We start from the raw sequence: 13,952 nt of genomic DNA on the forward strand, positions 1-13,952 counted from the left end.
GAGGTCATGCGCATTGCCAATTGGAATGTCAATTCTGCTCGCACCAGGGTAGATCGGATGACTGAGTTTCTCCACCGCCACAATATTGATGTCTTAGCTGTCCAAGAGACCAAATGTAAAGATGAGCAATTCCCCTATGCTCCTTTTGAACAGATGGGATATCAGGTTGCTCACTGTGGATTTAACCAGTGGAATGGTGTAGCAATCATTTCTCGGGTTGGTATCGACGATGTACAGAATCATTTCCCTGGCCAACCAGGTTTTAACAAAGATGCCACCAAAGAACAAACTATTGAAGCGCGCGCTATTGGTGCATTGTGTGCTGGTGTTCGGGTGTGGAGCCTTTATGTTCCTAATGGTCGCGAAATAGCCGATGCTCACTACGATTATAAGCTGCGGTGGTTATATAGCTTGCAGGCCTATGTGCTGAGCAGCCCAGAAGAAAAAATGGTGTTGCTTGGCGATTATAACATCGCCCCTAAAGATGAACATGTGTGGTCACTGCGTGCGTTTGAGGGAAAAACACATGTTACGGAACCAGAACGACAAGCCTTCGATAGTCTGCTAGAAGCCGGATTAGAAATTCATAGTCTCCAAACAGGTTTTAGTTATTGGGACTATTTTCAAAATCGTTTTGAACGCGGCCAAGGAATGCTCATTGATTTCCAGCTTGCTCGTGGTTTAAGTTCCACACATACGTTTATCGACGTTGATGAGCGTCGCGGTAAAGGTGCTTCCGATCATGCACCAGTAGTGGTAGATTACAATGCTTAATTGGAGCTTTGTTGATGTATCTGGTTGGCAAACCATCGGTTTAATTATCGACTATGGCATCCGTATTATCGCTGTCGGCACTATTCCCGAAGGACGCCGGCCTAGCTCTTCTACGGCTTGGCTGCTAGTTATTCTACTTATCCCGGTTGTTGGCTTACCTCTGTTTTTCCTGATGGGTAGTCCACAGATCAATCGACGACGCCACCGGGTACAAGAAGAAGCCAATAAATATATTGGCGATATTCAAAAAGATGTGCCAGATTTTCCCAGCGATCTGCTCACGGATAAAGAACTACAATCATTAGTACGTCTCAATCGCAAGCTTACTGGTTTCCCTGCGGTACAAAGTGTCAATCTGGGCATGCACACAGACTATAGGGAAACCATTCAACGCATGACCGATGCGGTGGATCAGGCAAAAGAATATATCAATGTCGAGATCTATATTGTTGCCTGGGATAAAACCACCGATGTATTTTTCCAAGCTTTAAAACGTGCTGTTGACCGTGGAGTCAAAGTACGTCTCCTATTCGATCACGTGGGTTCCTGGAAATACCCCGGCTATTCCAAGCTCGGTAAACGACTCGATGCTATTGGTATCGACTGGTACCTTATGCTACCTATCCAACCCCTAAGATGGCGGTTCCGTCGTCCTGATCTCCGTAATCATCGAAAAATGGTGATTATTGACGGCGAAATTGGTTTTATGGGTAGCCAAAATATGATCGACTCTAGTTACCTATCTAAGAAAAACATTAAAGCAGGCCGGCACTGGGTAGATACTATGTTTGAGCTAACCGGACCAATTGTAAACTCAATGAATAAAGTGTTTGCAGTGGACTGGTATCTCGAATCCGATGAAAATATCGAACTTGATCTCGCTGACTGGGTATTTAACCAAGACCAGCCTAATACCAATATCACCCAGCTTGTTCCCTCGGGGCCAGGCTATTCTACCGAGCCAAGCTTGCGTATTTTTAACTCGGTCATTCATCATGCCAAAAATCGCCTGATTATGTGTTCACCGTATTTCATCCCCGATGAATCCATGATCGAAGCGGTAACCACTGCCTGCTACCGTGGGGTTACAGTTGAACTCTATGTCAGTGAACAAGGCGATCAGTTTATGGTTGAGCACGCTCAATCTTCCTATTACCAAGCTTTACTTGAAGCCGGAGTACGCATTTACCAATACAAAGCACCTTATGTGCTACACACCAAGTACATGCTTGCCGATCCCGATGCCCTCGGTAATGAGGCGGTCGCAATTGTTGGCAGTGCCAATATGGATATGCGCAGTTTTGGGTTGAACTACGAAGTATCACTTATGTGCACTAGTGGCGATATTATTGATGATCTCAATGATCTTACCGAGCAATATCAAAGCGAAGCTATCGAACTAACCCTCACGGCATGGAATAAACGCAGTAAAACTCGCCGTTATATTGATAATGTCATGCGGTTAACCTCTGCTCTGCAATAAGAACACCTCTAAGAGGTTTCTCGCAGGCAAAAAGTGCGTCGAAAAGCACTCATCACCGCTTATCGACGTGCCAAGAATAACCCGCCAAGTGCGCAGCCAATTGCTAGTACCATGCCTATTGACATAGACATCGCGTTACCAACCAATGGCGAGAGCACCCCAGCCAAACTAAATTGTGCACAACCCATAACTGCTGCGGCACTCCCGGCACGCGTACGCACTGCCCCGGTAGCCAAAGCAGTAGCATTACCCATCAAAATAGAGGTAGGAGCAATAGCGAAAAACAGTGCCGGGAAAAAGAGCCACTGCGGCAGCCCAAGATAGGCGGCTACAACCAATAAACAGGTGGCAACCAGCATAATTACCAAAGCATTGCGCAGAAGAATAGTAGATTCAACTCGACTAATTAAGCGATTATTTATCACTCCGCCTACCATCATGCCTAGTGCGTTCAGTGCAAAAAAGAGTGAATACGCCGTGGTGGAATAGCCTAACTGATTTTGGATTACAAAGGGCGAGGCTGAAATATAACAAAACATAGCGGCAAACCCAAAGGCGAAGGTTATTGCATAGCCGAGAAAAGTGCGGTTTTTTACTACATAAGAATAGTTCGCCATAATGGCTTTCACACTGGTTGCAGTGCGAGCCGCCGGCGGACGAGATTCGTGAATAACAAAAATTGCTACCACTGTTTGTGTACTAGCAATGACAGCTAAAACCCAAAATATGCCGCGCCAACCAATAGGTTCAGCGAGTAACCCGCCAATTACCGGGGCAATAACCGGAGCAATACCTTGGATAATCATCATGAGGGTAAAAGACCGAGCAGCTTCTTTTCCGGTAGCTAAATCTGGAATTACTGAACGCGCGATAACTGCACAAGCACCACTGCCTAAGCCTTGAAAAATACGAGCAATAATTAACACAGTCATAGTGGGGGCAAGGGCGCAAATAATCACAGCACCAAGTGTCATCACTGCACCACCGACTAGAAATTTCTTCCTACCCCAGCCATCAGAAAGCGAACCGATAACCAGCTGGCCAAGTGCCATACCAACCATAAAACCACTTAAAGTCAGCTGTGCAGTACTCGTAGTCGAATGTAGGTCAGTAGCAAGCTCTGGCAGGGTAGGCAGATACATATCAATGGCAAATGGCCCAGATGCGGCTAAAAGTGCCAACCCCATTAGTACGGGCACGGTTAATTTTTGTACCGAATGTGTGCTCACTTCTTGTGCCTACTTTCACCCTCAAGCATATTTTTGCTTATGCAGCCACATAGTGTGCTACTAAGTCTGGCAACACTATACTCTTGTGGCACGATAAATAAGACACTATAAAAACTGCCGGTAGTCTTAACTCACACAATTGAGTAAGAATACTGGCAATAAAGCACAGATATCGGTTTAGCTATGCACAGCTAAAATGCTGCAAAATTTTATGCGTCTCGACGATTAACTAAAACCAATCCAATAATAAATATCGCCACACACCAGGCGGCAAAATAAAAGGCAGATTGCGTTTCGGTGAATTTTTGTTCCTCACCAAATATAGCACTGGTGCCCAACCAGTTATTTAAGTGGCTAAATGGTCCCCACTCGGTGACATATTTTCCAACTCGGGGGATAAAACCAATAATGGCTTCTAAGCCCACTAGAAGAGCCACCACAATGGTTACTGTGCCGGCCGTTTGGCGAATGATATAGCCCAAACCTTGGCTAAAAGTTACCAATAGCACGCAGACCAATGGGTACTGCCACATAATTTTAAGCGCATTCTCATCATGAAATGGACGTAGCGTTGCTCCAGCTTCGCCTGGGGCGACTATCTTTGCAAGATAAAAACTAGCCACCACAATAAGAAAAACAAGCACAGCAGCAAAAAGCGCATAGATGAGCCATTTCGCTAGTACTACCAAAGTACGATTAGGGGTAGCAGTAAAAGTAGCCGATTGATAATTATGGCGGTATTCGCTGGTAACAATCATTATTGCTTGAATAGCAATAATCATAAAACCGAATGCCGCGATACCGGAGGCGACTTCTTGCGGATATAAAATCGCAATACCAATATCGGCATAATCAACGGTATTAGCACCGACTAGCGCCGCATATCCAAGACACAACGCCAGCATGACACCGGTGGTCCAATACACCGCTTTAGTACTGATAAGTTTTGTCCATTCCGAGAGAATAGTACCTAGAAACATCAATTATTCTCCCTTCGCGTGATACTGCACAGTATCGCCGGTAATTTCCATAAAGGCATCTTCTAGTGAGGCACGTCGCTGGCTTAATAGTGACAGCGGAATATTGTAGGTAAAGGCCAAAGCACCGATTTCGTCGGTGTCCTTGTCTGGGATAATCAGCTGATCTCGGTTTTCTTCATCATATTCGCGGCGAACCTTTAGGTTGTTATCTAGTAATGCTTGCTCAAAAGCATCGATATGCTCTGTACGCACCACAACTGAAGTGGCAGCATAGTTTTTAATGAAGTCATAGGTACTGGATGCAGTAATGAGTTTGCCGCGCCCAATCACGATCAGTTCATCAGCAGTATTAGACATTTCGGAAAGCAAGTGCGAGCTGACTAAAACAGTGCGTCCTTGATCTGCCAATCGACGCATAAAGTCACGTACCCAGCGAATACCTTCTGGGTCAAGGCCGTTGACTGGTTCATCAAGAATGACCACTTTCGGATCCCCTAAGATTGCCCCAGCCAAACCGAGACGTTGCCCCATGCCTAAAGAAAAACCACCGGCTTTTTTCTTGGCCACCGAATCAAGGCCAACGAGTTCAAGAACTTCTTTCACTCGAGACACTGGGATGCTATTTGCTTGTGCCATCCACTTCAGGTGGTTGTAGGCACTGCGGTTAGGGTGCACAGCCTTAGCGTCGATAAGCGAACCGACCTCATGGAGTGGTTTTTTTATCGATCGGTACTCTCGACCGTCGATTGTTGCCGTACCTGAGGTAGGATTATCAAGACCTAAAATCATACGCATAGTTGTTGATTTTCCGGATCCATTAGGACCGAGAAAACCGGTAACCAAACCAGGTTTAACCGTAAAGGTTAAGTCATCCACAGCACGGACATTGCCATACTGTTTGCTCAGACTCTGCACTTCAATCATGGCTACCAGTCTGTCATATTCTTAAAAACTCTGCCTAGTGGCTAAAATTTTCTCGTATACCACCGGCCAACTCTGGGCGAAAGCTCCCAGTAAAGGAAGCTTTTCTACCTCGGCAAGTTCCACCCATTTCAATTCTAAGGATTCCTCATTTGCAATAGTAGGCACCTGATGATGTGCGATAGCAATCACCGTAGAATATGTCCAGTTACCAGCTAATTCTGGGCGATGGGGATCAGCAGGATAAGGTCCTGCAGTTATATAAGTATCCATAACCTGATAGACCCCTGGGTCAATACCAGCTTCCTCATAGGTTTCTCGTACTGCAGTCTCAACAGCTGTTTCGCCTAGCTCGCGTGCTCCTCCTGGAAGCGCCCAGGTATTTCCTTGGGCTGTCCACGCGGCACGATGTTGCATCAAAATAGTGCCCTCTGTCTCGGCGACAAGTGCAAGACCCGCTGCACCAAAACGCCCCCACAAGGCCAACCCATGAGGTCCAGCAGCAAAACCTGATGCCGGCGTGGAGTGATTTTCTTCAGCTCGATAATTCGCAGACATAGTCTTTAGCATAAAAGCTTCATTCAAATTCGGTTCAAAAAGTGGCAAACTACGGTTAATGTGTTACTAGAGTTACTTAAGTTTTCGATTTTCTGTTGCTCTACCAACCTCACACCATAAACTATTACCTGTTAACCCCAAGGAGTGCTTATGCCACCATCATTCGGAGCAGAACAGCCCTCTTTCCATGGCGAACGGAAATCGAAAAGTACCACACCAACTACTTTAAAAAACATCCCCCCTGAAGGTAGTGCCCACACCAGCGCAATAGATCCAGATCTTCTCAAAATAAACACTAACGACGAAGATTCTTGGCTTGATCGGGTCACAGAAATTCGTTCCCAACGCAAAAATTTCCTTCATGATCTATGGCATGAGTTCATTACCATTCCAACATTGTGGTCACGAAGGATACGAAATTTTTTACTCACTACTCCAGGGAAAATGAGCTCCGTCGTGGCAGTACTATCACTAGTTATTGCGGTAAGTAGTGTCATGATGTCACAGGACTCAGCAGATCGACGTGCCCAATTAAAAACCCTCGTTTATTCTGATGAACCAGTTAGCCATCTCACCCAGAACCTTTATCAGTCTTTATCCCAAGCCGATACAGCGGCCACTATTGCACTAGTGCGTGTTGATGAAGATCAACGCCAGCACTACATCATCTCTTATCAGCAGGCTTCTCGCGCGGCAGCTTTAGCCTCCGCTGGATTAGCAACCGATGACACCGAAGAAATTACCCTATTAAGTACCATTAACCAGCTACTTCCTACTTACACCGGACTAGTAGAATCAGCATGGGTTAATTCTCAACAAGGTAACCCCGTAGGTGTGGCCTATATGTCTGAGGCCTCTTCATTAATGCGCTCTGAGATATTGCCAGCTGCACGTGAGCTCCACTCGCTTATCGCTCATAAGGTTGCTGCTGAACAACGCGAGCTTACTTATCCAATATGGTTGCCTATCGGTGGACTCTTTTTCGCTTTGGTACTCCTTATTATCACCCAATTTTGGCTGGCACGACTTACTCATCGACGACTTAATCGTGGCTTTGTTGCGGCAACTATAATTCTTATTGTGCTGCATTTATGGATCGGCATTGCGGCTGGATTAACCTGGTCGCATGGCACGGTTGCATATAACCGCGCAGCGCTTCCCTTAGGGCAGCTAACCGATGCTCGTATTATTGCCCAGCAAGCACGAGCAAATGAAACCCTTGCGTTAATTCGTCGACAAGCTTTAGATAGTTCAGGAATTACTTTTACCGCTGCCACAAAACAAGTAACCAATGCTCTTGATCAACAGGAAAATGCCTATCAATCCACTTCTCCGACTATCGCAACTGCCCGACGTGCACTAGTTGAGTGGCAACATACCCACGAACAACTCACTGCTCAATTATCTGAGGGGAATTTTGAGGATGCTTTAGCAACCACGCTAACCCCCATCAATGAGCACACCACCACTGCCTATGGCACTTTAGATCAGGCCTTAGGCACGCTTATCGACGAAACCCGAGCTACCATGCGCGAGCATATTTACCTCAGTATTCGCGCCAGCCGGTTTCTCAACATTATCTCACTAGTTTTCGGTATTATTGCCGTCTTAAGTATCTGGTTGGGAATCCGACCGCGACTCCAGGAGTATCTCTAATGCACAGTCTGCTTAAACTTATTGGCTGTCTCGGTGTACTCACTCTGAGCGCATGTACTGCCCAGGCAAGTATTTATTCACCTATTGATACCGACGTTCATCATGCAATTATGCCGTTGCCTGAAGGAGCTATTCTCGAAGAAGCCGGCACTAACCAGGCTACTCATCTTGTCACCACAGGTCTGCTTGGTTCTTATGCCCCAGATGATCTCAGCGTAGAACAACATGTTCCAGAAATCCTTGCTCGAGGCCGGCTTATTGTTGGGGTAGATCAAGCCCAAAATCTCTTATCTTTCCGTGATCCTGCAACCGGTACTATTTCCGGGTTTGAAATCGATATTGCTCGCGAAATTGCCCGCGATATTTTTGGCGATCCCACCAAGGTTGAATTTCGCTATACCGATGCTTCTACCTGGATCCAAGCCTTAAATAAAAATACCGTTGATTTCGTTATTCGAGGTATTTCTATTACTAGAGAGCGCCAAGATGCCGTCTTTTTTTCCACCCCTTACATGACAGTAGAAACACGAATGCTGGCAAAGAAAAATTCTGATATTTCTTCTCTAGCTGATCTGAGTGGGAAAACTGCCTGTGTAACTAGTGAATCTACCGGTTTACAGCGGTTACGTGAGAGTGCACCTGATACTAATTTGTTAATTACCAGAGCCAGTGCCGATTGTTTGGTTGCTTTACAACAAAACCACACAGACGTGGTGGTTTCCGATGCCACTATTCTTTCCGGCATGATTGCTCAAGATCCCACAACGCGAATTGTCGGTGATAGCTTAGGCCAAGAAGACTATGGTATTGCCTTTGCTAAACCAATAAACAATCCCACCGCTACTGGATTAATTCGCCAGGTCAATGCTACTTTTGAGCGTATTTTTGCTAACCATCAATGGGTATCCTATTACTACACCTGGTTTGGCGATTACTTACCTCTTACTGATCCACCACCACTTCGCTACCGTCTCGAAACAGCGCCGGCGATAACGTCTCACCCGAACGCATAACCGCATAATCTATTACCACTAAACAGGAATGCCATGACCACACAACAGCCCCGTAATACCACGGAAGCAATTGCCTTTCATGAGCTTCCTGATCACACTACTCAAGATAACCTAGCCAAAGAACATAGCGTAACTATAGATACTGCGGCAGTAGCCTTTGACCCTTTTGCTGACGAAAACGAAGAAGCATCCCTTGCGGACCAAGAAATCCACAACTTGATCCGAAATCTCGATAAACTCAATGTGCACTCGGCAGTCGATTTACCACAAGAATCCGATATTCATACTGCTGCAGTAGCTTTTGATCCTTTTGCTGACGACGACCAACACACCACAGCACATAGTGAACAAGAAGTAGTAGATACTCGCTCTAGACAGGAAGCTCTTTCTACTTTCCGATCTAAACGCGGCACCAAACGCCTAGGGCGCACTGTGGCTAATGGCATGGTTCACCTGCCTTTTATCCCCATCATTGTCGAAAACTCAGCGTTGAAAAAACCTGACCCTCATTTAGCAGCGCCAGCATTAACCGCTGGTGATATGGTTGGCGATCAATACCAAATCCAAGGCGTTATCGCCCATGGTGGTATGGGGTGGATTTATCTCGCTGAAGATCATAATGTTTCCGGACGCATGGTAGTACTCAAAGGAATTATAAACAAAGACAACCCCCATGATTATGGTGCGGCTGTCGCTGAACGAGAATTCCTCGCTGATATTACCCACCCAGGTATTGTTAAACCTTATAACTTTATTGATGATCCCCGAGTGCCTGGCGGGTTTATTGTCATGGAATATGTTCCGGGACCGTCGTTACGCAGCTTAAAAAAACAGCAACCACAAGGCGTTTTTCCTATTGATATTGCTATCGGTTATATCCTAGAAGTACTCCCGGCGCTAAATTATTTGCATGCACGCGGGGTAGTCTATAACGACCTCAAACCAGATAATATTATTGCCACCGAAGATCAAGTTAAATTAATTGATTTGGGTGCTGTATCTGGTATCGGTGCTTTTGGTTATATTTATGGCACCAAAGGTTTTCAAGCTCCGGAAGTAGCTAGTGTTGGCCCATCGATTGCTAGTGACATTTACACTATTGGTCGCACCTTAGCTGCCCTAACAGTAAAGCTTCCCATCATAGACGGTGCCTATGCTCCCACGCTTCCTAATCCGGATCAGGAACCACTTTTTGCACGTTATTTAAGTTTTTATCGGCTGCTTAAACACGCGACTGCCAGTGACCCCGCACAGCGATTTAGCACCATGCATGAGCTAGAAACCCAGCTCTATGGGGTATTACGAGAATATTTAGCGGTTCATGACCACCGACAATTCCCTGCCCAAAACTCACTTTTTTCCCCGCAGCGTTCCACCTTTGGCACTAAACATATGGTGTTTCGCACCGATCAGCTTCTCGACGGCATTGAACGCAATGTAGAAATCACTGCACCAGAAATTGTGGCTGCACTACCAGTGCCGCTGCTTGATCGTAATGATCCCGGCGCAGTGTTAATTTCTGGTTCCTCTTATTCTGAACCTTCAGAAGCACTAGAAACTATGCGTCAGGCAATGAGCCAAGAAGAGTTTGCTAACTCCAAAGAAATTCCTTTTGGTGTGGTACGCAGTCTGCTGGATTTGGGTTTTACCAAAGAAGCGCAATCATGGCTGGCTAGTTTACACAATCGACTCGGAAATGATTGGCGTCACCGTTGGTACTCTGGAATCACGCATCTTTTATTGGATGACTTTATCAGTTCTCAGGCTGACTTTAATGATGTTTTTACCCAGTTTGCCGGAGAATCCGCACCTAAATTAGCACGTGCTGCAGTGGGAGAAATGCTCCTACAGCAACGTGGGCTCCACAACACCCAGTTACTTGATCCTGAAACTACTATCGCCGCAGCTAGCTTGCAGGGAAAACAAGTCGAAGAAATGTCACATGTGTGGAACACCTTAAGCGAGGATCCTGCCACAGTACGTTTTAAAGTGCTCTATATGTACGCGCTAGTGTGGGTAGCAAACCCCACCACTGTTAGTTCTGCTTTTGGTCTTGCCCGACAACTTATGGCAGAAAAACAAGTTGATTTAGCAGTACAAGCACTCGATCAAGTGCCACAAAACTCGCGTTATTACCAGATGGCACAATTAACCGCGATTTTACATCTTATTGGCGATGATCTAACTGAATCACGGATTCGACGCGCTGCGCAACGCTTAGCCAAAATACCTACCACCGAACCACGCGTACTTCAGATCAAAATCGCAGTGCTCAATGCTGCATTGACGTGGCTGCGTACTTTTGATCTTGATGCTGCAGCCAGCGAAGCGGAACTTTTTGATACCCCATTTACCCAAACTGGGTTACGAGAAGATCTTTCTGCATCGCTGAGAATACTTGCTCGTTCAACAACAAATGCGCGCCACCGCTACCAGCTGGTAGATATGGCCAATGAGGTTCGACCTACCACCTGGTTTTAAGCGATTGCGCGCTACTTAAAGCGGGCTAATTACGCCAGGGCTAATGCCTGAGCATAGCGAGCAATAGCTAGCTCTTCATTAGTCGGTACCACAAATACCTTAACCTTGGAGTCTGGGGTAGAGATAAGACGAGGCTCGCCACTGCGTACATCATTGACCTCAGGATCAATCTTGATGCCAAAACCTTCCAGATTAGCTAACGCATCAGCACGCACGAAGTTATCATTCTCACCGACACCAGCGGTAAAGGTAATAGCATCGACATGACCGAGAGCAATCATATAACTACCGATATAACGCCGTAGCTGATGAATATAGATTCGGTAGGCAAGTTCTGCCTCTTCATTGCCGGCTTCACGCAGTTCATGGAGCTCACGGAAATCATTGACACCGGAAATTCCCTTCACACCTGAACGCTTGTTCAGAAGATTGTCGATCTCATCCACGCTCATGCCGGCGCTACGATGCAAATGGAAAATAATGCCAGGATCAATATCACCACTACGGGTACCCATTACTAAACCAGCCAATGGGGTCATACCCATAGAAGTATCAATAGGCTTGCCACCGCGAATAGCGGCACAGGATGCACCATTGCCTAAGTGCAAGGTGATCTGGTTCACCGATTCAGCTGGTTTATCCAAAAGTTCAGCAACTTTAGACGATACATATTCATGGCTGGTGCCATGGAATCCGTAACGACGAACACCGTGTTCTGACGCAGTTGCCGAATCAATGGCATACAAAGCAGCTTCTTGTGGGATGCTGCTAAAGAAACCGGTATCAAAGACAGCCACGTGTGGTACCTCAGGAAGAAGTTCTCGTGCTACCTCAATGCCGTCGATATTCGCTGGGTTGTGCAGTGGCGCCAATGGCACAAGCTGACGCACCATAGCCATGATCTCATCGTTAATGATCTGTGGCTTACTAAAGAGCACACCACCGTGGACAACGCGGTGGCCCACGGCAAGAATATCAACATCTTTCGGACCGCGACCGTGCTCGCCCATAAAGTTAAAGGCTAGCTCGAGCCCAGCAGAATGATCTGGAATAGCGACTTCCAGAACATGCTTTTGTCCAGCATATTTTAGCGTGATATGCCCTAACGGCTCTCCGATTTGTTCAACCAAACCCGAGACGAAAGGATCATCGGTAGCCGACTGTTTAGGATCAACCAATTGGAATTTAATAGACGAAGAACCGGAATTTAAAACCAGTACGAGGCTCACTTGCTTCCTCCAGCTTGGATAGCGGTAATAGCGACAGTATTAACAATATCGGCGACAGTAGCGCCACGAGAAAGGTCATTGACCGGCTTATTTAAGCCCTGCAAAATCGGACCAACAGCTAGTGCGTGACCGGTACGCTGAGCAGTCTTATAACCAATGTTGCCAGCTTCCAAATCTGGGAAAATTAATACATTGGCTACACCTGCGACCTCAGAGTCAGGCATCTTCTTAGCAGCGACTACTGGATCAACAGCGGCATCGAATTGCAATGGACCATCAAGTTTCAGCTCTGGTGCCAATGCTTTGGCATGTGCTACAGCTTGCATACAACGATCCACATCTGGGCCACTACCAGAGGTTCCGGTGGAATAGCTTAACAATGCCACACATGGATCAATACCGAACTGGGAAGCAGTTTCAGCAGATACCACGGCAATCTCAGCAAGTTGTTCAGCGGTAGGATTCGGATTTACCGCACAGTCGCCAAATGCCCACAACTTGCCACGCAGCACCATTAAGAAGATCGAAGACACAACAGAGGTACCAGGCTTTGTCTTAATGATCTGGAAGCTTGGCTTAATCGTATGAGCCGTAGTATGAGCCGCGCCGGAAACCATGCCGTCGGCAAGCCCATTGTGGATCATCATGGTTGCGTAATAGGAAATATCCTTCATGGTTTCGCGCGCCTGATCCAAGGTCACGCCTTTAGATTTACGCAACTCTGCAAACTGCAACGCAAATTCTTCCAACTGTGGATCAGTAGCTGGGTCTTTTAACGTAGCCTGAGAAATATCAAAGCCGAGTTCTTGGGCACGTGCGCTTACCTCTTCTGGATTACCCAAAATGGTTAAATCGCAAACATTACGTGCCAAAAGCTGGCTCGCTGCCTCCAGAATACGGTCATCCTCACCCTCAGGAAGAACGATATGTACCCGATTCTCGCGTGCTTTTTCGATAAGCCAGGTTTCAAAGACTGGCTCACTCATAGTCACATCAACATCAATGTCGATCGTTTTTTTCAGCCGCTGAATACCTTCCTCGGTATCAGCTTCCTCTGCGGTAAAAGTAGCCGCCAAAGCAACTTCTAGCTCTTCGAACTCTTGCTTGGCTAGCTCAATGTGCAGGCCTTCCGCGTCGATAAGCAATAGCACCGGAATACCCAATGCTGAAGCTGCCTTCGCATCGAAATTAACATTGCCGCTGCCAATGAGCAGAATTGAGCCATCGGCAGTAGGTTTTTGCTCCAAAATCCCGGCCAAGTCACAGGTATCGGTGACTAGATTTCGGGCCTGAAGCCCGAGGCGTTGCGCCAGGCCATCAAGGTCAAACCCATCGAAATTGCGGCCAGCACGGGCAAGGAGGACACTGCGAGCTACGGGTGCAGTCACGAGTATAAAGTCCTTTCGTTAAATATGCGGCTGCACAGCCGCGAGGAGGAAGTATCAGCTACCAGCACAATAAGCGCTTTTTCACACTTAGTTCCATGCAGCAACATAATTGTGATACACCCCATAACCATACAGGTTACCTAGGAAATACGCCGATTCGGGCAACTATGAATTACACCCCTATTACCGGTTTACAAAGCTTAAGGCATATCCTCAGGGGGCAGATACAGCACTACACTT

Annotated in this window: 11 protein-coding genes; 5 read left to right on the forward strand and 6 right to left on the reverse strand. The window is 46.6% G+C overall.

The annotated features are described in order from the left end of the window. Positions 1 to 6 precede the first annotated feature (6 nt). Positions 7 to 774, forward strand: a complete 768-nt coding sequence (locus tag UL82_RS09080; RefSeq protein ID WP_046440556.1) for an exodeoxyribonuclease III — start codon at positions 7 to 9, stop codon at positions 772 to 774. Then, positions 767 to 2,257 carry a cardiolipin synthase gene (cls, locus tag UL82_RS09085; RefSeq protein WP_046440557.1) on the forward strand — a complete coding sequence of 497 codons (1,491 nt, stop codon included), beginning with the start codon at positions 767 to 769 and terminating at the stop codon, positions 2,255 to 2,257. The genes UL82_RS09080 and cls overlap by 8 nt, the downstream gene beginning before the upstream one ends. Positions 2,258 to 2,316: 59 nt before the next feature. On the opposite strand, the gene UL82_RS09090 is transcribed toward cls, so the two are convergent. The 4 genes from UL82_RS09090 to UL82_RS09105 all read right to left on the reverse strand — a co-directional run bounded on the left by UL82_RS09090 (position 2,317) and on the right by UL82_RS09105 (position 5,945). After that, positions 2,317 to 3,486: a multidrug effflux MFS transporter gene (locus tag UL82_RS09090; RefSeq protein ID WP_232009479.1), complete on the reverse strand. Its 1,170-nt coding sequence runs from the start codon at positions 3,484 to 3,486 to the stop codon at positions 2,317 to 2,319. 209 nt (positions 3,487 to 3,695) lie between these two features. Then, positions 3,696 to 4,466, reverse strand: coding sequence for a multidrug ABC transporter permease (locus UL82_RS09095; protein WP_046440558.1), 771 nt, complete (start codon positions 4,464 to 4,466; stop codon positions 3,696 to 3,698). Positions 4,467 to 4,469: 3 nt separating this feature from the next. After that, positions 4,470 to 5,390 (reverse strand): ABC transporter ATP-binding protein, encoded by a 921-nt coding sequence (locus UL82_RS09100; protein ID WP_046440560.1) that lies wholly within the window; start codon positions 5,388 to 5,390, stop codon positions 4,470 to 4,472. A gap of 21 nt (positions 5,391 to 5,411) precedes the next feature. Then, a complete protein-coding gene (locus UL82_RS09105) occupies positions 5,412 to 5,945 on the reverse strand; it encodes an NUDIX domain-containing protein (RefSeq protein WP_046440562.1) in 534 nt (177 codons plus the stop codon). A gap of 150 nt (positions 5,946 to 6,095) precedes the next feature. Here UL82_RS09105 and UL82_RS09110 point away from each other — a divergent pair, with 150 nt between their 5' ends. Genes UL82_RS09110 through UL82_RS09120 form a run of 3 tightly spaced genes read left to right on the forward strand, consistent with a single transcriptional unit; the run spans position 6,096 to position 11,095 of the window. Beyond that, positions 6,096 to 7,601: a hypothetical protein gene (locus UL82_RS09110; RefSeq protein WP_052735940.1), complete on the forward strand. Its 1,506-nt coding sequence runs from the start codon at positions 6,096 to 6,098 to the stop codon at positions 7,599 to 7,601. Further along, entirely contained in the window at positions 7,601 to 8,614 is a 1,014-nt protein-coding gene (locus tag UL82_RS09115) for a transporter substrate-binding domain-containing protein (RefSeq protein WP_046440563.1), read from the forward strand. Before UL82_RS09110 ends, UL82_RS09115 begins: the two co-directional genes overlap by 1 nt. A gap of 33 nt (positions 8,615 to 8,647) precedes the next feature. Then, positions 8,648 to 11,095 carry a serine/threonine protein kinase gene (locus UL82_RS09120; RefSeq protein ID WP_083966462.1) on the forward strand — a complete coding sequence of 816 codons (2,448 nt, stop codon included), beginning with the start codon at positions 8,648 to 8,650 and terminating at the stop codon, positions 11,093 to 11,095. A gap of 29 nt (positions 11,096 to 11,124) precedes the next feature. Here UL82_RS09120 and UL82_RS09125 read toward each other — a convergent pair whose 3' ends face one another. Together UL82_RS09125 and pta are read right to left on the reverse strand one after the other, a co-directional pair. Continuing rightward, complete coding sequence (locus UL82_RS09125; RefSeq protein ID WP_046440564.1) at positions 11,125 to 12,324, reverse strand: acetate kinase; 1,200 nt, start codon at positions 12,322 to 12,324, stop codon at positions 11,125 to 11,127. Continuing rightward, the gene (gene pta / locus UL82_RS09130; RefSeq protein ID WP_046440565.1) at positions 12,321 to 13,712 is read right to left on the reverse strand and encodes a phosphate acetyltransferase; all 1,392 of its coding nucleotides are present in this window, start codon (positions 13,710 to 13,712) and stop codon (positions 12,321 to 12,323) included. Before pta ends, UL82_RS09125 begins: the two co-directional genes overlap by 4 nt. Positions 13,713 to 13,952 lie beyond the last annotated feature (240 nt).

Source organism: Corynebacterium kutscheri (genome assembly GCF_000980835.1).
GTDB classification, from domain to species: Bacteria; Actinomycetota; Actinomycetes; order Mycobacteriales; family Mycobacteriaceae; genus Corynebacterium; species Corynebacterium kutscheri.